This window comes from Virgibacillus salarius (genome assembly GCF_039521925.1).
Taxonomy (GTDB): domain Bacteria; phylum Bacillota; class Bacilli; order Bacillales; family Amphibacillaceae; genus Virgibacillus; species Virgibacillus salarius.
In genome coordinates this window covers 24,818-44,237 of sequence record NZ_BAAACY010000044.1, presented here as the reverse complement: position 1 = coordinate 44,237, position 19,420 = coordinate 24,818, and the positions used below count along the sequence as shown (strand labels likewise).

At 37.2% G+C, this 19,420-nt stretch carries 15 protein-coding genes and 1 tRNA gene; 6 read left to right on the top strand and 10 right to left on the bottom strand.

The genetic code is table 11. The annotated features are described in order from the left end of the window. Positions 1-403: 403 nt before the first annotated feature. From panF to ABDZ84_RS06695, 6 genes are all read right to left on the bottom strand, one after another. Positions 404-1,837 (bottom strand): sodium/pantothenate symporter, encoded by a 1,434-nt coding sequence (panF, locus tag ABDZ84_RS06720; protein WP_343780660.1) that lies wholly within the window; start codon positions 1,835-1,837, stop codon positions 404-406. Continuing rightward, on the bottom strand, positions 1,834-2,100 hold the full coding sequence (locus ABDZ84_RS06715; protein WP_026682494.1) for a YhdT family protein: 267 nt from the start codon (positions 2,098-2,100) through the stop codon (positions 1,834-1,836). The genes panF and ABDZ84_RS06715 overlap by 4 nt, the downstream gene beginning before the upstream one ends. A 528-nt stretch (positions 2,101-2,628) precedes the next feature. After that, positions 2,629-4,122 carry a peptide MFS transporter gene (locus ABDZ84_RS06710; RefSeq protein ID WP_121604447.1) on the bottom strand — a complete coding sequence of 498 codons (1,494 nt, stop codon included), beginning with the start codon at positions 4,120-4,122 and terminating at the stop codon, positions 2,629-2,631. 297 nt (positions 4,123-4,419) lie between these two features. Continuing rightward, a complete protein-coding gene (locus tag ABDZ84_RS06705) occupies positions 4,420-4,554 on the bottom strand; it encodes a hypothetical protein (RefSeq protein WP_255637704.1) in 135 nt (44 codons plus the stop codon). A 203-nt stretch (positions 4,555-4,757) separates the two neighbouring features. Further along, entirely contained in the window at positions 4,758-5,297 is a 540-nt protein-coding gene (locus ABDZ84_RS06700; RefSeq protein WP_026682492.1) for a transcription repressor NadR, read from the bottom strand. A gap of 53 nt (positions 5,298-5,350) precedes the next feature. Next, entirely contained in the window at positions 5,351-6,469 is a 1,119-nt protein-coding gene (locus ABDZ84_RS06695) for an IscS subfamily cysteine desulfurase (protein WP_343780657.1), read from the bottom strand. Positions 6,470-6,581: 112 nt separating this feature from the next. On the opposite strand from ABDZ84_RS06695, the gene nadB reads away from it, so the two are divergent. From nadB to nadA, 3 genes are all read left to right on the top strand, one after another. Further along, the gene (gene nadB / locus ABDZ84_RS06690; RefSeq protein ID WP_121604445.1) at positions 6,582-8,120 is read left to right on the top strand and encodes an L-aspartate oxidase; all 1,539 of its coding nucleotides are present in this window, start codon (positions 6,582-6,584) and stop codon (positions 8,118-8,120) included. 137 nt (positions 8,121-8,257) lie between these two features. Then, a complete protein-coding gene (gene nadC / locus ABDZ84_RS06685; protein ID WP_026682490.1) occupies positions 8,258-9,100 on the top strand; it encodes a carboxylating nicotinate-nucleotide diphosphorylase in 843 nt (280 codons plus the stop codon). A gap of 19 nt (positions 9,101-9,119) precedes the next feature. After that, on the top strand, positions 9,120-10,223 hold the full coding sequence (gene nadA / locus ABDZ84_RS06680) for a quinolinate synthase NadA (RefSeq protein WP_026682489.1): 1,104 nt from the start codon (positions 9,120-9,122) through the stop codon (positions 10,221-10,223). A gap of 432 nt (positions 10,224-10,655) precedes the next feature. Here nadA and ABDZ84_RS06675 read toward each other — a convergent pair whose 3' ends face one another. Next, positions 10,656-14,351 carry a 5'-nucleotidase C-terminal domain-containing protein gene (locus ABDZ84_RS06675; protein WP_321132761.1) on the bottom strand — a complete coding sequence of 1,232 codons (3,696 nt, stop codon included), beginning with the start codon at positions 14,349-14,351 and terminating at the stop codon, positions 10,656-10,658. Between the two features lie 235 nt (positions 14,352-14,586). On the opposite strand from ABDZ84_RS06675, the gene ABDZ84_RS06670 reads away from it, so the two are divergent. The 3 genes from ABDZ84_RS06670 to ABDZ84_RS06660 all read left to right on the top strand — a co-directional run bounded on the left by ABDZ84_RS06670 (position 14,587) and on the right by ABDZ84_RS06660 (position 16,079). Continuing rightward, positions 14,587-14,659 (top strand) — tRNA-Ala (locus ABDZ84_RS06670). Positions 14,660-15,022: 363 nt separating this feature from the next. Beyond that, complete coding sequence (locus ABDZ84_RS06665) at positions 15,023-15,238, top strand: hypothetical protein (RefSeq protein WP_026682488.1); 216 nt, start codon at positions 15,023-15,025, stop codon at positions 15,236-15,238. A 445-nt stretch (positions 15,239-15,683) separates the two neighbouring features. Next, positions 15,684-16,079 (top strand): spore coat protein, encoded by a 396-nt coding sequence (locus tag ABDZ84_RS06660; RefSeq protein WP_051388425.1) that lies wholly within the window; start codon positions 15,684-15,686, stop codon positions 16,077-16,079. 277 nt (positions 16,080-16,356) lie between these two features. Here the strand turns inward: ABDZ84_RS06660 and ABDZ84_RS06655 are convergent, their stop codons facing one another. The 3 genes from ABDZ84_RS06655 to ABDZ84_RS06645 form a co-directional block, all read right to left on the bottom strand. Next, positions 16,357-17,067 (bottom strand): ABC transporter permease, encoded by a 711-nt coding sequence (locus tag ABDZ84_RS06655; RefSeq protein ID WP_026682487.1) that lies wholly within the window; start codon positions 17,065-17,067, stop codon positions 16,357-16,359. Next, positions 17,064-17,912 carry an ABC transporter ATP-binding protein gene (locus tag ABDZ84_RS06650; RefSeq protein WP_205389505.1) on the bottom strand — a complete coding sequence of 283 codons (849 nt, stop codon included), beginning with the start codon at positions 17,910-17,912 and terminating at the stop codon, positions 17,064-17,066. The genes ABDZ84_RS06655 and ABDZ84_RS06650 overlap by 4 nt, the downstream gene beginning before the upstream one ends. 111 nt (positions 17,913-18,023) lie before the next feature. Continuing rightward, on the bottom strand, positions 18,024-19,061 hold the full coding sequence (locus ABDZ84_RS06645) for a LytTR family transcriptional regulator DNA-binding domain-containing protein (protein ID WP_026682485.1): 1,038 nt from the start codon (positions 19,059-19,061) through the stop codon (positions 18,024-18,026). Between the last annotated feature and the right edge of the window lie 359 nt (positions 19,062-19,420).

Sequence of the window (19,420 nt, the reverse complement as noted above, 5' to 3'; positions counted from 1 at the left end):
AAGTAATTAGTCGGAGCATTGCCAATATACATCAAACATTTCAAAATAACTACTTGGCTTAACGCAGTCAATGCACTGATTTTATACTTTCTTAACTTAGAACAAAAACGCAAGCGCCAATTAGAAATGTAGTAACTGGAGCGAGTCCAACGGAGTTAAACGAATCACGGTGAGCTTACGAGCCAATAATGACTTAGATGAGGGAGATTCGTGAAGACACCTAGTTTCTGGGCCTAGGAGCTAGACGTAGCTCAACACGTCCATATTTATACACAGGCTCAAATTTTATCATTTCTTAGACTACAAAAAAGGAGCGCTTCGTTACTCGTCGATTCGCTCCTTTATCTTATACCTCTATAATTACCTTTCCGATTCAGGCTTTAGCAATGAAAAGAGCAGGGCATCATGTGACGTTTGTTTTTGATTGCGTTTGTAAGCTTATCGTTACATAGACTATTAGCGAGACAACAACTGGAAGGACGACAGAATGGAGTCCAAACGGCTTAGGAAAAAAACTGTCTGATAAAATATATAAGCCTACTCCTGCTATCATGGAGGAAATCGCCCCATATTTATTTCCTTTCTTCCAATATAGACCTAGTACAATCGGCCAAATAAAAGCAGCTTCCAAACCACCAAATGCAAAAAGGTTTAGCCAAATGATAAGATCAGGCGGGTTGAGTGCCATCATAAACACAATGATGCCTAACAATGCTGTTATTCCAATACTTAAGCGTTTAATAGTTTGATGGGAGGCGTCAGGTTTTACATAGTTTAAATAAACATCCTTTACAATGGTCGAGCTGACTAGTAATAATAACGAATCTACCGTAGACATAATAGCTGCCATCGGTGCAGCAAGTACTATCCCTGCCAACCAATTCGGCATGACTTCCAAAGCAATTAACGGCATGACCTTATCACCAACTTCGATACCTGGGAGAATAGGTCGCGCGAAAACACCAATTAAATGCATATTTAACATAATAAAACCTACAACAACCGTTCCAATAATGATAGCTCGATGCATTGCTTGTGAACTTTTATATGACATTGCCCGTACTGCAATTTGTGGTAATGCAACCACACCGACTCCAACTAATATCCAGAAGGATGATACATAAGTTGGCGTCAGCTGTCCTTCAGATCCATAAGGGGTAATTAGATTCGGGTTCTCTGCAGTTAAATCAGCAATAATCTTAGGTATACCACCACCAGCTATGATCACAGCAATAAGAAGAATTAATGTGCCAACGAACATGATGCTTCCTTGGATAGCATCCGTTAAAGCAACTGCACGAAATCCTCCTACAGTAACATAGATTAAAACAGAAACAGCAAATATAAATAGTGCAGTTGTGTAATTGATTCCAATCAACGATTCAATTAATCTTGCTCCACCAATCCATTGAGCAGCCATTGCTGAAAATAAAAAGATAATAATACTGACTGAAGAAAAGATAACAACCCATTTTGATTGATATCTTTCTTTCAAAAAATCCACCATCGTTAGTGCATTATATTCCCTAGTTACGATAGCAAATTTCTTCCCTAGGATCATTAGAACAAAATAGCCAGTAGCAACCTGAGACATGGCTAATAAAACCCAGCCTAGCCCTTCATTATAAGCTGTCCCTGGTCCCCCTATAAAACTACTAGCACTTCCATAGGTTGCTGTCATTGTCATAGCTAGCACAAAACCACCGAGGCTCCTACCGCCTAAAAAATAATCCTGAGCAAAGTTGGTAGAATTCTTTAAATAGCCACCGGCCCAGATTCCTGCTCCAAATATAATACATAATATTGCTATTAACGGTATTAGCGATTCCCAATTCATTCTATTTCCTTCTCCTCATCAAATGGAATAGCAACAAAAAACTTTTTCACTACAATTGCCACCAATATGGCCATTACGATAAATCCCACTACACAGCTGTAGAAAAACCACGCAGGTAATCCGACAATATATGTATACTCTTGAGGGTCCTTACCTCCTAAACCGTAGGCAAATGCAAACCACCATAAGAAATTAAAGATTACCAGACCAACACCAATGAGCGCTTCACGATGAGCAACCTTATATTTATGTCCGTACTTCACAGACTCACCTCACTTCATAATGGAGATTTTGCTTAACAACAATATATCGTAAGAACTTCTTCACTGTAAAGAACCAAAGCGCAAGCGCCCGAATAGCAACGTAATACTGGAGTTGAACGTGGCTCAATACGCCCCATAATTATATAGGCTCAAATTTCATCATTTCCTAGACTAAAAAAAACTGAGCAAAATTCGCAGTCCTTATCACTAAATGCTCAGATTTACGCTTCCTCTAGTAGCTATTATGGAATAATAGCTACTGCTTGACCACCACTCCGGCTGCCCACTTCCCTTTCCGTGGGGTTTGTCCTTCAGCTAACTTTGCAACGTGTTCTTCTTTGCAAAGTTAGTTGAGGCCGTGCCCGTGGAAAGCGAAGTAATTAGTCGGAGCATTACCAATATACATCAAACATTTCAAAATAACTACTTGGCTTAACGCAGTCATTGCACTGATTTTATACTTTCTTAACTTATAAAAAAAATTCGGCAAATCGTTGACTTTGCCGAATTTTCGTTAAAGTGCTCATTCTAACGAACACCTTTCATAAAGTGCTGAATTTTCGATGAAAGCATAAACAACATAGCACCTAATAGAATCGCAATTCCACCAATAACACCAAAATAAATGATTTCCGTTTCCGGTGTATATAGTTTTACAATTTGCGCATTAATTGCCTGTGCTGATGCATTGGATAAGAACCAAAGGCTCATAGTTTGGGCTGAAAATGCTTCAGGTGCTAATTTGGTTGTAGCTGATAAACCAACTGGAGATAAGCAAAGTTCTCCTATAACAACAAGTAAAAAGCTTAGCACTAACCAAACCGGACTAACTAGACTTTCTGTTCCATTCATTGACGCAGGTATGATCATTACTAAGAATGATAGACCGGCGAAAAGTAAGCCTAAAGAGAATTTTTTCGAAGTAGATGGTTGTCGTTCACCCATCTTTACCCACAATCCAGCAAAAAAAGGAGCGAGTACGACAATAAATAATGGATTTAAGGATTGGAACCAGGAGGACTGAAGTTCGATTCCTAAAAAGCTAAGATCTGTTCGTTTATCTGCGTATTCTGCTAAAATAATGGAACCTTGCTCTTGGATAGCCCAGAACATAATTGCCGCAATAAATAATGGAATATAAGCTAATAAACGTGATTTCTCATCCGCATCTGTTTTCGGACTCCGATACATCACAATAAAGTATAATGTAGGAATGATAATACCTAGAAAGCTGACCAAGTACGTAAATCGATTAATCGTTAGTATACCTGCAGGAATTGTAATGGCACCAACGATGATAATAGCTACTGCACCTAAGCCAATACGTGTAAAAACTTTTTTCTTCTCGTCTCTTTCTAATGGATTTGGAACATACGTACCGGCTAGCCCAAGATACTTTCTTTTCGTGGCTAAAAATACAGCTAGCCCAAGAAGCATACCAACAGCTGCTACACCAAATCCTAAATGATAATTATATTCTTGACCTAATGTTCCAACAATTAAAGGTGCTATTAACGCTCCCATATTAATTCCCATATAGAATATACTGAATCCAGAGTCACGACGCACATCTGAAGGGCTGTATAAATCACCAACAACACTAGATACGTTTGGTTTTAATAATCCTGTACCGACAACAATTAGAAACATAGAAATAAATAATGCAGTAGTTCCAGCCGGAAGCGCTAATACAAGGTGACCGGCCATGATTAACACACCACCATAGAACACGGTTTGCTGCGTACCAAGCAAGCGGTCCGCAATCCATCCACCTATTATCCCAGACATATACACTAAGGAGCCGTATATTGCCATTATTGATTTAGCTGTTCCATCATCAATACCAAGACCACCACTGGCCACCTCTGTATACATATAATAGAGTAATAGCGCTCGCATTCCATAATAGGAAAAGCGTTCCCAAAATTCAGTGAAGAACAGGGTAAATAAACCCTTGGGATGTCCAAAAAATCCCTTTTGCGGGACACTTTGTACAATTTCTTCTTTGCTATATCTTGACATGATAGTAAAAACTCCTTCGTCTTCCTTCAGAATAAACTGACAATTGTTTTTTTCGACAGAATTATGTTACTCCTCTTATTACCATTCGTCAAACGTCATAATTTAACAAATTTTAAGAAGTATTTCAGTATATACAGTATATGTCAGTCTTATGTAAAATTAAAGTAATAAAATGGAAATATTTCTTGATTATTATAATAATAAACAATACTCCATGACCCCTTAAGTAGATATAGTTAAAGGGAATAATGAAATAAGGGCGATATAGTTATAATGTTACACTTTATTAACATTTCATTATTTGTCTGAGAATTTGTTCATTTCCATGATAAATTCCAGCAATCCCTTTATCCCTTCCATATTCGCAAACAAAAGCATCAAAGCAACCGCATTTACTGCTAATCCAATAAATAACCACTTTAAGAAATACATATTCCCTCTCCTCTCTATTCTAAAAAACATAAAAACCTGACCGTTTACACCAAATAACAACGTGTACATGTCAGGAGAATATAATTGTGAGAAAGATATGGAATCCTCACACTTTATTAGTTTATGAATCACTATTTTTCAATTATGACAATTCTTGAGGATATATGTATTTCTAGCTTATTTGCTAAAGGATGAGATGCTATTCATTTATTTTCAATCAGAAAGCCTGCTTCTTTCAATGCATTTTCTGCTTCAACTAATTGTTGTTCGTTAGCTGCTATTAACGTATGAATATGAACCCCGTCAGTAAGTTCGGAAAGATATGCTGCACCAGTTGTTGAGATTTTTTCAATAAATTGGGCTACTTCTTTCCGATTTGATACCATAATAGATGCTGTTAAATCACCATAAACACTATGTTCAATCTTTACATCTTTAACGGTAATACCATGGTCAACAAGTAAGTGAAGCTCTTCTTCTGTTCTTTCGGGAGTATGTTGACACGCAACAGTTCGTTCTACACCACCAATAGAACTATGTGGAATATATACGTATCCTTGACTTGTTGCAATAATTGGTTCATTCCTTGCTTTTAATAATGTGATATCACTAACGATTACTTGACGGCTTACATTTGCTAATTTTGCTAGTTCCCCACCAGTCGTTGGTTCATTATTTGCTTTTAGCTTTGCTAGGATAGCTTTTCTTCTTTCATCACCAAGCATTTTTTTCTTTTCATTCAATCTGATCACCGTCCATTATCTCATTCATCCATGTTAACGATTCATTGAAAACACTATTTCGCCAACTTTCTTAATAGCTGCGCAAGTTGAATCACATCATCCAACGTAGTATCTTGTCCAAACGAGATTCGAATAAATTCTCTTTGCTTCTCTTCCATAACCCCCATGGCAATTATTGTCCTTGCTGGAGATTGAAGTTCCTGATGACAAGCACTTCCCGTTGATATATGAAACCCTCTACGATTACATTCTAACATAACCCACTGACCCTCACGTCCATTAACCGTTAGACCAATTACATGCGGAAGTTGAACATCAGAGGGTGACTCAAATATCGTAAACCGTTTCTCCCAATTGCTACCTAAGTGTTCAATAAAGGTAGTTCTCAACTGATACATCTTTTTCCAATCTTTATTCGTTAATTTTAATGCTGCTGCTACAAAAGCAGCAATCCCTGGTGTATTAACGGTGCCTCCCCTGATTCCACGTTCATGCGTTTCGTTTGGAAATATTCCTGTAACTCGATATTCAGGTCGTATAAATACTGCTCCCACACCCTTTGGACCATATATTTTATGCGAGGAAAGAGACATTGCATCAACAAATGGACTAATGGATGCTATGTCTATCTTACCAAATGACTGAACACAATCACTATGTAAAAGAATGTTCTGTCCTCTTACCTGCTTAGATATTGCTTCAATTGGCTGAATGGAACCAATTTCACTATTAGCATGCCCAACTGAAATTAGAATCGTATCATTCTGAATGGCATCTGTTAAAGCATAAAAATCTAGTTGCCCATTTTGCAAGAAGGGAATTTCGGTTATTTTGAATCCCGCTTTCCTTAGATATGCTGTACTTGAAAAAACAGAGGAATGCTCCGCCATTGTTGTTATAATATGTTTCCCCCTATCTTGTCGGCTCAATGCTAGCGTAATAATAGCTATGTGATTGGCTTCTGTACCGCCTGAAGTAAAATAAATACCATCTGAAGAAACATGTAGTATAGACGCCAGTTTATCTCTACAGCTTTCCAATAGCCCTTTAGCTTTTGTTCCTTGATCATGAAGACTACTTGTGTTGCCCCAATAACTTAAGGCTGTCTCTTGGTATATTGCTAACACCTCTGGATCGATAGGTGTTGTAGCTGCATAATCGAAGTATTTCACATGAATCTCTCCCTTCTGTACGAAGTCCTACTATTCTATAACACTTGTAATTATTTTAATTATGTGTAATCATATATGTCAAGACACCTGTAAATTAACAGGAGGAAAGACAATGAATAAAATCGATGTCATTATTGTAGGGAGCGGGATTGCTGCATTGCAATTAGCTTATAAACTCAGTAATCACAAACATGTGATGATTATCACAAAAGGTCAAGTTAAGGACAGTAATTCTTTCATGGCACAAGGTGGGATTGCCGCCGCTATCGCAAAAACGGATTCTCCGCAGCAACATTTTCATGACACAATGACAGCTGGGGAGGGGCATGGAAATGAGTATCGTGTAAACGATCTTGTTGAAGAAGGTAAAAAAGTTATTGAAGAATTAATTGACGCCGGTGCTCCTTTTGATTTAGAGGCTGATGGATCATTGTCATTAGGTGTTGAGGGTGCACACCGAGTCCCTAGAATACTACATTCAGGTGGAGATCAAACAGGAAAGAAGCTTGTGAATTTCTTACTAGAATCATTACAAGCTTCTGATCACATCACATGGATGGAGAATGTAATGGTAATGGATTTGATTTTAAATAGGGATGGTAAATGTATTGGCATAAAAGCCAAGAACAGCAATGAGGAATTGCTGGAATTTTACGCTCCACATGTTGTATTAGCTTCCGGTGGTGCAGGTGGCTTATTCACGCAATCCTCAAACCACCCAACCATCTTAGGAGATGGAATTGCTTTAGCCTATCGAGCAGGTGCAAGCGTAGGTGACTTAGAATTTTTACAATTCCACCCAACACTTTTATCGGCAAATGGTAAAACAGTAGGACTTATTTCAGAAGCTGTTAGAGGGGCAGGTGCCATATTAGTTAATGATCGAGGCGAGCGAATAATGGAGGGAATCCATGACCAGCAAGATTTAGGGCCAAGACATGTTGTGGCCCATGAAATATTTAAACAGGTAACATCTGGGAAATACGTATTTTTAGATATAACTACTATTCATAATTTCAAAAAACGATTCCCTTCTATTTCGCAGTTATGTAAAGCACATCATGTTGATTTGAGTAAAGGAAAAATACCAGTGTTACCAGGGTCTCACTTCATGATGGGCGGTGTTGTTACAGATAGATGGGGATGCACATCAATAAAAGGGCTTTATGCGATAGGTGAAGTAGCATGCAGTGGCGTTCATGGTGCCAACCGCCTAGCGAGTAACTCACTACTAGAGGGCTTTGTATACGGAAGTCGACTCTCTATGTTTCTATTAAAAACGAAAGTAGAAGAATATCCTAAAGATTTTGTTCCTGCCCCAGATAACAAGAACCCACTTGAATCACTTCCTTTTACAAGGAAAGAGCTGCAGGAAAAACTGACACATTATGTTGGCATAATTCGAAATAATGATAGCCTTCAACACCATTTCGCTTGGTTAAATTCCTTTTCAATCGACCCTTTTGCAAATATTGATCAGTGTAGAAGAGCGGATATACAGACTTATTTCATGTGGATTAATTCCGTATTAATGACCCAGTCAGCTCTTATCAGAACCGAAAGCAGAGGTGGTCATATCCGTTCCGATTTTCCGAATAAAGACTACAAACGCTGGCTAAGAAAAAGTATTATCCATTACCGAAAAAAGTGAAACTTCAATCCATGGAGGTTTTGTTTATCCCCCACGGATTGTTAGTACCACAAGGGTATAACCTAAGGACTTTGAACCCATCGGACATTAATTGGCGGTTATATGCGAGATAAACGAAAACATGGAGGTTAATTATAGTGAACACCATGAAGCTAAAATCTATGCTTGAAAGCTTTTTTTTAGAGGATATTGGTAATGGAGATATATCGTCACAAGCTTTGTTTCAACCTAACAAAGAGGGGGATTTACATCTTGTGGCAAAACGCGCAGGAACATTTTGTGGAGAAGCGGTTATTGAAATAGGGTTCTCCATCATAAATCCTTTGATTAACTGCAACATTCACATAAAGGACGGAGAATTTATTACCGCAGGAACCGAAATTGCACACATTAGCGGTCCAATTATTGAACTGCTTCAAGCGGAAAGAGTTGTACTTAATCTGATTCAGCGCATGAGTGGCGTTGCTACCATGACAGCAAATGCTGTGAAATTAATAGAAGGAACAGAAGCAAAAATTTGTGATACGAGAAAAACCACTCCTGGATTACGCATGTTAGAAAAATATGCAGTTCAATGTGGTGGTGGTTATAATCATCGTTTTGGCCTGTATGATGCGGTAATGCTAAAAGATAATCACATAGCATTTGCTGGAACGATTACCGATGCAGTACAAACAGTTAAAAAGCGATTAGGACACACCACAAAAATTGAAGTGGAGATAGAAACAGAGAAACAGTTAATGGAAGCTATTACAAATAAAGTAGATATTATTATGTTTGACAATTGTTCACCGGAAATAATTAAAGATTGGCTACAATATGTTCCTGAAGGTATCATCACAGAAGCTTCAGGAGGAATACAAATAGAGCAATTACATGACTATGCAACAAGCGGAATTGATTATATTTCTTTAGGCTATCTAACTCACTCTGTCAAAGCGTTAGATATAAGTGCAACTGTAAAAATTAGAAACGTATAAATCGGAAGGGGAATTTTAAATGGAATTACTCCAAACGTTAATAGGTTCTCATACTATTCCAGAGAAGTACCTTCATTTATCTAAAGCAGAAATGGAGGAAAGCGTACAACATATTAAAAAAGACCTCGGGGATTCGCTATTTATCCCTGGTCATCATTATCAAAAGGATGAGGTCATTCAATTTGCGGATGCTGTTGGCGATTCACTTCAGTTAGCACAGGTATCCGCTAAAAATTCCAATGCAAACTATATTGTATTTTGTGGTGTACATTTTATGGCGGAAACCGCTGATATTCTTACAACTGCTAATCAAACTGTTTACTTGCCAGACATGCGAGCAGGTTGTTCGATGGCTGATATGGCTGATATTTACCAAACAGAAAGAGCATGGTCAAAGCTAACTGATTTATTTGGGGAATCTATTTTGCCATTAACATATGTTAATTCAACAGCTGCTATTAAAGCATTCGTCGGCAAAAATGATGGTGCTACCGTTACTTCTTCTAATGCGCATAAAATGGTACAGTGGGCATTTTCCCAAAAGGAAAGAATACTTTTTCTTCCAGACCAACATTTAGGAAGAAATACAGCAGCTGATATTGGCATCGAACCTCATGAAATGGCAGTTTGGGATCCTATTAAAGACGAATTGCAATTTACGGAAAATGTAGATGATATTAAAGTTATTTTGTGGAAGGGCCATTGCTCTGTACACGAAAATTTTACGTTAACAAACATTGAACAAGTAAGGAATTCCTATCCAGATATGAATATTATTGTTCATCCTGAATGTCGAAAAGAGGTCGTAGACGCCTCCGATTTTAATGGTAGCACGAAATCGATTATTGAAATCATAGAACGGGCCAAGTCTGGTACTTCATGGGCAATTGGTACAGAAATGAATCTTGTACAACGGATTATTCATCAACATCCTGATAAGCGTATTATTTCTTTAAATCCTCACATGTGTCCCTGCTTAACCATGAACAGAATAGATTTACCACATCTACTTTGGTCGCTAGAAGCTATTATCGAGGGACAGCCAATAAATAAAATAATTGTTCCGCAAGATGTGTCAACATATGCAACATTTGCGCTTCAACGAATGCTGGATCGTGCATAATGTTAAATAAGAAAGCGTGAACCTAGCAACGCATATGGTCTACAGGCGAATAATATTGTATGCTTTTAAATCAATCTGAAATATGGGTTGCTTTCCGCGAACCTAGCTAAAACTGTTAACCAAAAATCGCTTAGCAGTGTTGATCTTAGGACTTTCTGACTACGTAGGTATCACACATGATTTTTCTGCTAGAATAACTGTACGGCGATATGCGTTCCTTTTTGTAGGAATCAAAAGACAAAACTCTGAACTACGATCCACTTATAGCTTCACCCGATTATAGTTCAGAGTTCTCTTATCTCTACTTTCTTTTACTTCGACCTTCTTCTAGCATAACTAGAAAACATACTTTATCGGTTCAACCTCTTAATGAGCAAAAACACTCATTTTAGCGACTTCCGAGTATACTAGTTGCTTTATCTATACAAAGATTTACATTTCATTGTTTTTCACACAAACAAATAAAAATAGTTTGTGGTATGAAGCCATATCAAAGGTTGCTGAACCTGAACCATTCGTAACCACTAAGGTTACTTCTTTCTCCCGAAGTAAGTCAACCTGTCTTTTGGTTAAGAATAAGACTCGATATTTCCAACCATTTTCAATATTTATTGTTAAACGGACGCCATCGTCTAGCTCTCTTATCTCTCTCGTATAGACCGTAGCAACGCCAAAATCTCGCTTCGGTTCAATTTCTATCTCTGGTTGCTCTCCAGGATCGCCCGGTTCTTTATCTGTTTCCGAAATTCTCCCCTCAGAGGTATACGTAAACGGATGATCTGGATTACTGTTTAAGCTTTTTACAAAATCAACGGTTGCATCAATATCTGCCGGACCAGTAACAGGATTTTGTCCTAAATCTTTAATTGGCCCCTCAGAAGTCCCCATGAAATTATTTACTGTTAGTGTATATACTTCATCTCTGTCAATTTGGGTACCATCTGGTAAGGTTACTTTCACTACTTCATTTAATGTTGAATTCCATGTATAATGCAAGCCACTCACACTATAATCTGGTCCATACTGCGAAGAAATCTGTTCATTCAATATCGTGTAAATATCATCTCCGGTTACTTCAACAGTCATCAACGTATTCCCAAATGGCTGAATATTATATAAATCTCCCCATGTCACTTCACCAGCAAGAAGATCATCACGGATTCCTCCGCCATTCATCATTGCAAAGTCACTATCCATGGCCCAATTCATAGCATCAGCGAGTAAATTCCCTAATCCATGATCTCCATCAACAATGTAATCACCAGTTAAATCAGTGGCATTATATCCGATTACGTCATTCAAAATTGGCCCAATTTGATTTTGATACTTCTCCAATATCGCGGTAACATCTTCATCTGGCGTATATTTACTTTGATCAACAAATACTATCTCCGCCTCTTTTTGAATAATATCGCCAGTTTTACGATCGATTTCTAAATCAATATCAGCAAACGCCTTTCCATATTCTGAAGCTTGGACAATTAACTTATTATCTACCATACCATCAACAACTTGATGGTTATGAGCTGCAAGAATTACGTCCACAGCATCATCCACATTTCTGGCTAAATCAGCAGCCTCTCCTGTCGCACCGTCACCATCTTGCTCTGCTGGAATATGTGCGAGGATAACAATTGATTCGACTCCTTGTCGTTGCAACTCCGCAACCGCATCATTTACAGCAATCATCGGATCAGTAAATTCAATATCTTGGATTCCTTCAGGCATGACAATATTAGCTGTCTCCTCTGTCGTAACACCGATAAAGCCAATATCTACACCATCTACTTTTTCAATGTAGTATGGAGATAACATAGGATCACCACTTCCTTTATACACACAATTTGCACAAAGCAGTGGAAAATCCATACCGTCATATTCAGGAGTACCTTTTCCTTCAGGATGCTCTCCGCCATTTACCATTCTCAGCAGTTCCTCTGTTCCTTCATCGAACTCGTGATTTCCAACAGAGCCAACGTCAAACCCGATCGTCTCCATAACTTCAACGGTTGGTTCATCCTGTAATAAACCTGATACAGGTGAACTACCGCCTATCATATCACCTGCATGTACGACGAAAGAATTAGGGTGATCCTGCTCTCTTTCTTTAATAGCGGAAGTAACATAGTCGATCCTTCCATACATCTTTGATACGCCATCGCCATCAGGATCTAATTCATATTCCTGATCGATCTTCCCATGTAAATCATTAAATCCAAGTAACTGTACTTGTAAATTTTCATCTACTCGGTCCCCAGCAGGAGTATATCCATAGGATTCTGCCTCTTCAGGACTTGCAAAAAATACACGTTTTTCAACTGGTACATCTGCCCAATTATCTGGTACAACATACTCCTTTGTATCCGAATTACCTACATATCGTTGGAAGCCTTTCTGATCATCATTTGCTCGAAAAACAAACGGCAATTCCAATAAAGGTTTTTCTGGATTCCAAATACCAAGCCCGTTATCCTTTGCATCCTTTACAGCAGCCTGATATTCTGGATAAACCTCTTCATTAAATGGTGCAATAAAATACGTTGAAGCGAAACCCTGTTCAACCATTTCTAAATTAATATTCATTCCATCTTCTTTGCGAATAACCTCTGCTAATAATCTCCCATAATCGTCTGTTGGTGTGTCGCCAAGCCGAATGATTACCTCATCACCTGGCTGGATTAAATCATTCATATAAGCAGTCGCAGCATCCCCATGAAATTTTTGATTTTCATTTATCTCATCTCTAGCTGGGTCATCATTATGGGCTACATAGGTTTCCGGTGTATCCATATTAACAAATCTAACTCTTGTTTCACCTAATACTGGATTAGCAATACGAATAGTATCCCCATCTGTTACACGCTCAACTGTCGTTTCATACTCGCCTGCAGCAGATGGTGGATCAGGTTGTTCTGCAGCTAGTTGAAAATCACTTTGCTCCGTTGGAATCAATTGATAGCTGTTATATTGACTGACGATTCCTGTCACGTCATACCACTTCTCTTCAGCTATTTGAGTGACATCTAATGCATTTTCCATGACGCGTAAAGTTGTTCCATTAAAATCTCCATCAATAAAGGAGATATTATATCCTCCACCAGCCGGACTCTCTGGAATACTTGAAAGAAAGCCATTCACACGTACAAGCTCACCTTCAAGCGATTCTGCAGTAGTTTCATTTTGTAATGCTTCTAAGCTTACTTCTTGAATCTCAGGTAGTTGCTGATCTGTTCCCAATACTTCTACACTGGAAGGAACGATCTCTTTTAGCCCATTGTAAGAATCTAACTGGCCAACAACCTTGATTAGATCCCCCTTATTTACATCTGGTAATTCACCTTGTTCAAAAGAGAATAGATTAATGCCGCCAGTATCATCCTGAATGTATGTTGTAAATTGAGTACCATTACTAATAGCATCATTATTTACTGTAACAATTCCTTCTACAGTTACAGCTGTTCTATCATTAAGCTGCCTAGCTTCATCAATGGTAATTAAATCAGGATTCTCTGGATCAGGTTCACCTGGTTCACCCGGATCAACGCCATCTACGGTATGATCACCGAGATATGCAAATGTATCCTTGTCATAATTGGTCCACTGTCCCTCGTCATAGTTGGAAACAGGAGCAATAACGGATGAATTCCTTACTAGTGTTACATCCTTCGCAAAATTACGATCATCCCCAATTATACCAATAACATCCAAATTACTAGCATTTTGTTGCAAAGCAATGGAATCGTTCCCATTGAAATTAATTACATTACCATTTGTTTGATCTGCCACCTCTAATACTGCCTCATCTGCATTTGGATGAGCAATTACATATGCATCGTCATATGCCAACGTACCATCCAATGTCATTGTTTGACTAGGCTCATTAGCACCATTACTATAAAGCGCCAATTGATAGCCTGACAAATCCACTTCTTCCCCTGTACCATTATAAATTTCAATGGCCTTATTATAGGAGCTACCTTCGATATACTCTGATATAAACAACTCTTCCGTTGTTTCTCCGTCGTCTGTCGCGGCCACAGATGTACTTAATACTGGTGAAAAATTCATTAAAATCAACGTAAAAATAAGAACCAAATAAAAAGACTGTTTCACCCGTAATTTTCGCATCTTCTCCCTCCTTAAGGATAAATAATTTATTGTCATGTATTACGTTGACATGACACACTTTTACTATCGCATAACAAACATTGATAATCTATAATAAATTAGTAAATTTTTGGTAAATTCAAAACTATATTACTATTAATTCTCTAAAATAGTAAATAAGTACCATGAACACAGATTAACTGATGTTGATGGACTTGCAAAAACAACCATACTTATCTATAATCAATTTATGTACGGGGCATTAGCTCAGCTGGGAGAGCGCTTCGCTGGCAGCGAAGAGGTCAGCGGTTCGAGCCCGCTATGCTCCATTAATTTAATCATGATCCACATATAAAAAATACAAACTTAGCCAATTGGTGGATAAGTTTGTATTTTTCTTTATTTAGATACTATGCTACTTATGTGATTTAACAAACATAATACATCTGACATGCTCCTCTATTAGAGAACTGTACCTGCTTATTGTTTGCATTCCATAATCTTTCATTATCCATACAAACGCCCACCTGACTTAGCTTTCCTTATACAAGCACAGTTTTTGGGATATTCACTTTACAAATAGATAATTACATCCAGAACCCTTAGCTATATATATTAAATAGACTACTATCCTTAACACGATTACCCTTTCTAAGAATATACTATATAAAAATCGTATGGAGGTGATTGGATTGAGTAAAAACAGTGAAAAAAACAGTAATAATGCCCCAGGTCAAATTGTAGATTTCCTTTTAGATGCTACACTAAAAAAACATGGGGCATCGTTAAAGACAAAAGAATTAGATGAAAAGGATAAAGAAATGGTCAGAAATATGGTTAATCAATTAAGAAAAAATGTGGAAGAATTTACGCAAGAAAATAAAGATACCAATGAAAACAAGGAATAATAGTTATTAAACTATATTGGATACTAGACAAATAAACTATTTATAAAATTAACTTCCTTCCTATATATGGTATAGCATGCATAATGAAGCCTGGTAAATCAATGGATATGTACCGGGCTTCACCTCTTTCTGAGAAAAATATCTATCTATAGCAATAAATAGGTAGTATATCTTAGTACAATCACCCTTCCTATTTCCACTCTTAATCATAAAATATTCTAAACGAGAAGAAGGAGGAAATAATAGTATGCCTAGATCAAGAGCATTTGATGATGTAAGAGACCATAGGAGAAAATGCGATTGCCATCGATTTAAGGATATCTGTGATAGCTGCGATAGACGCGATAAACACCATCATTGCGATCGTGACAGATTCGATGATCGTTTTGATTCATGTGACAAGAGCTGTGGCGATGACAAAAAATGGAGAGCACTAGACACTTCCATGTGTCACCCATTTGATAAAGATTCCACGGTGGATCAGGAGGCAAGTGGAGAATTAAATAATGTGCAAAAGTCTCTCGAATCCATTATTATTAAGGATTCCTGTGATGTAGAGGTATCCTCATCAGATATCCAAGCTGCACTTAATCTCCAAGTTGCGCTTCAGGTAGCAATTGCTATCGTAATTAGCATTTCGATTGCAGATGGTCATAAAGCAGACGAAATAACTCAAGATCTGTTCGCAAAATTAAAATCTAGCCAAATTAACAAACAGCAAGTTTATATTGAAAACTCACGCGGAGTAGAAGTATCCACAACGGATACTGATATTGCTATTAACATCCAAGTTCTATTACAAGTATTGATTGCATTAGTAATTAGATTAGATATTTTATAGTTCTAATAAAAAATATATCACTCCTACAGAAACAAAGGCTATCCCAAATGTCTACGAAGCATTTGGGGTAGCTTTTTTTGTCACGGTAAAATGGCAATTTATAATTTTTTCACTTCGATTCCTGTAACTTATCGTACATAAGAAACCTAGAATCATACCGGAGAAATTCGCTTTCAACGAAATTACATCCTTCTTCACCTAAATCAATAAAGCTTGCACTTCAATTTACACAAATAACTCTAATACCAAGCATTCAAAATAATGTTTATCAGTCTTGCTATCCAGCAGTCTCCTTCTTTTTATAAAACCAGGTCGTTAACAGCCAAATTCCTATTCCCCATACCAAAATGATAGCTAAATAACCCCAAATATCTTCGATACCTGCCCCAAGCTGCACTTCTTTTGCCAATTCTGCCAGTTGAACATTTGGTAAGTATTCAATAAAGGACAGAATTGGATAAGTATTGATTAATGTTTGTAACAACGTACTAAAACCGAATAAAAAGATAATTGGTAACGTAATGACAGATGCTTCTACAACTGATTTCGTTAATAATCCCATTAGTGTACCAAGACCAATATAAAAAACAGATGAGATTATCAGTGCAATAGCAATGAGACTTATACTTGATGGCTCATAATCTATTAATCTTGCTGATAGTATGATGGTTAGAAGTGTCAATAAAAAAGTAACTAAGCTCTTACCACCAAATATCTCTAGAATAGTTGCGGGAGAAAGCATTAAACCACGCAAGGTATTTTTTTCTTTTTCTTCAGCAATAATGGCACTTTGCACAAATACTCCGATTGTAGAGAACGAAAGATTAATAACTAGATAAATCATATCTATAGAAAGCTCATCCATTCTCGAATATAGCACAGCAATTAATAGTGGCATTAGCATTGAGGAAGTAATAAACATATTCTTCGATAAATCCTTTAAATCCTTTAGAAAGATAGCGTACATTCTTTTCATTGAAAAAGTCATACCAGTTTCCTCCCTGTTAGTTCTACAAATATATCTCCAAGTGTTGGTTCATTGGAATGAATAGAGACTACTTGATCTGATGCAAAATAATCGTATATGTCCTTTGCTCCTTCTGGACCAGCTGGTACATTAATTTCTCTACCATCTTTTAGTTCAATGCATACGGAAGCTTCCGCAAATTGCCTACGAAGCTTTTTCGGTTGATCTAGCAACTGAATTCTTCCTTGATGAAGAAATGCTACACGGTCACAAATGTTTTCAGCTTCATTCATATCATGCGTTGTTAAAAAAATCGTTGTCCCCTCCTTGTTCAGTTCACGTAATCCTTGATGAATAAGTGCTGAATTGGCAGGGTCTAGAGCAGACGTCGGTTCGTCAAGAAATAAAAGCGCTGGCTTGTGCAGTAATGCCCTTGCCAAAATGACGCGTTGAAACATCCCCTTTGACAACTTAGCTACCTGCTTTTTTCGTTCTTCAGAGAGACTTACCATTTCCAATACCTCTCCAATCCGTTTCGTTGAAACTTGATACAGCTGACAATATAGATTTAAATTATCCTCAATAGATAATCGACTATATAGCCCACTATTATCTGTAATTACTCCAAATTCACGTCGGTACTGTGGTTTATTTAAAGATGATGCTGGTTTTCCAAAAACCGTGGCCTCTCCAGATGTTTGTAATAATTGGCCAGTTAAAATTTTAATAGTGGTCGTTTTCCCAGCTCCACTTGGCCCCAAAAATCCAAACGTTTTTCCTTTTTCCACCGTAAAATTTACATCTTCTAATGCAGCTTGATTGCCATAAATCTTAGCAAGTGATTTTACCTGTATAATATGTTCCATTCATTTTCCTCCTATGCTGATAACTGTTTCGTGTAACCTCAGCATAGGAAAAAATCTGCAATTTAGCAGTATTTTTACCGTGAATGGAGCCATTGAATGGATGAATGGAGTCTATTTCATTCCTAACATATCCTTCAATTGTGCCATTTTTGATTTGGACAATGGAATGGAGGTCTTTTCTTTATTATTTAGAATTAAACTATAACTATTACGTGTCCATGTTATGACTTCACGTACCTTTTGCAAATTAACTATATAAGAGCGATGGCAGCGAAAGAATCCAAAATGCTCCAAGCGGCTTTCCAATTCATTTAATGTAGATGCACTAGTGAAGAGATTACCATTACTGTATATGTGAGATTGTCCATCATTACTTTCAATATAATCAATCTCAGGAGGATCAAATAGCACGATTTTGTCATTTACTTTCGTTGGTATTTTATTTAACTGAAAAGGCTGTACTTCTGCTTCAAGCATTGGATCGTCTAATATCGAATCACTTTCTCCTTTCTCTGTAGGAATTTGTTGTAAACCTGATTCATCTATACGAAGAACTTGATCAGCAATAGTTAGCGCACTTTCCAAATTACCAGTTAGTATAAGAACACCCTTCCCTTCATGCTGCAATCTTCTCGTAATAGCAATAAATACTTGTCTTGTTTCAACATCGACGTTTAAATCTGGTTCTTCAAAAATATATAACTCAGCATGCTGAAGCAATTGTTTTCCAAAACGGACGCGCTGTTTTTCAGAATACGTTAGCGTTTTTATTTTTTGGTTTTGTTTATCTTGCAGCTGCGTGATACGCAAAAGTTGATCAATCGTTTGATTACTATCGTAAATTGCTCGATAGAATGAGAAATAGTCTCTTACTTTTAATCTGTCATATATCCCGTCCTCATAGAAGGCTAGGACCACTCCTGATAAAAATAGATTTCTATTTTCCATTATTGTAACGCCATTGATACGAATTTCCCCCTTCGATGCCAGCGTTTTACCAGAAATTATTTCTAACAGCACTTTTCTTATATTTAATGTGGAATAAACAGCAGTAATATCTCCTTTCTCTATAGTAAGATTAAATATCGGAAATATGATAGAATCTTTTGTTCGCTTTTCTAGACTATGTATTACTAATAGGCCTGCCATTCGATTTCTCCTTACGTTCTGTATTTTCGTTTATCCTTTTAGTAGTAGTATTAGTTTACTAGATTATGGCATTATACTCTATATTCTTTTCCCCATGACAAATAACAATAGATCATTAATCAGCCACTCGCTAAAACTTAATAACTTTAAAAGTTAATTGATTACTAGGACTTACAGAAATAATAATGACTATTAAATCCGCCAACGTCTTTATTTAGTTTTACCTCTTTGCTAAAAGTAATTTTGTTACTTCTATCCTAAATTAAGCCATGCACTTAAGCGACTTAAAAAGCATATACTATATAGATTTTCTGTATATGGCACCTACACTATTCGATTTTTTAATACTATGCAAAGGT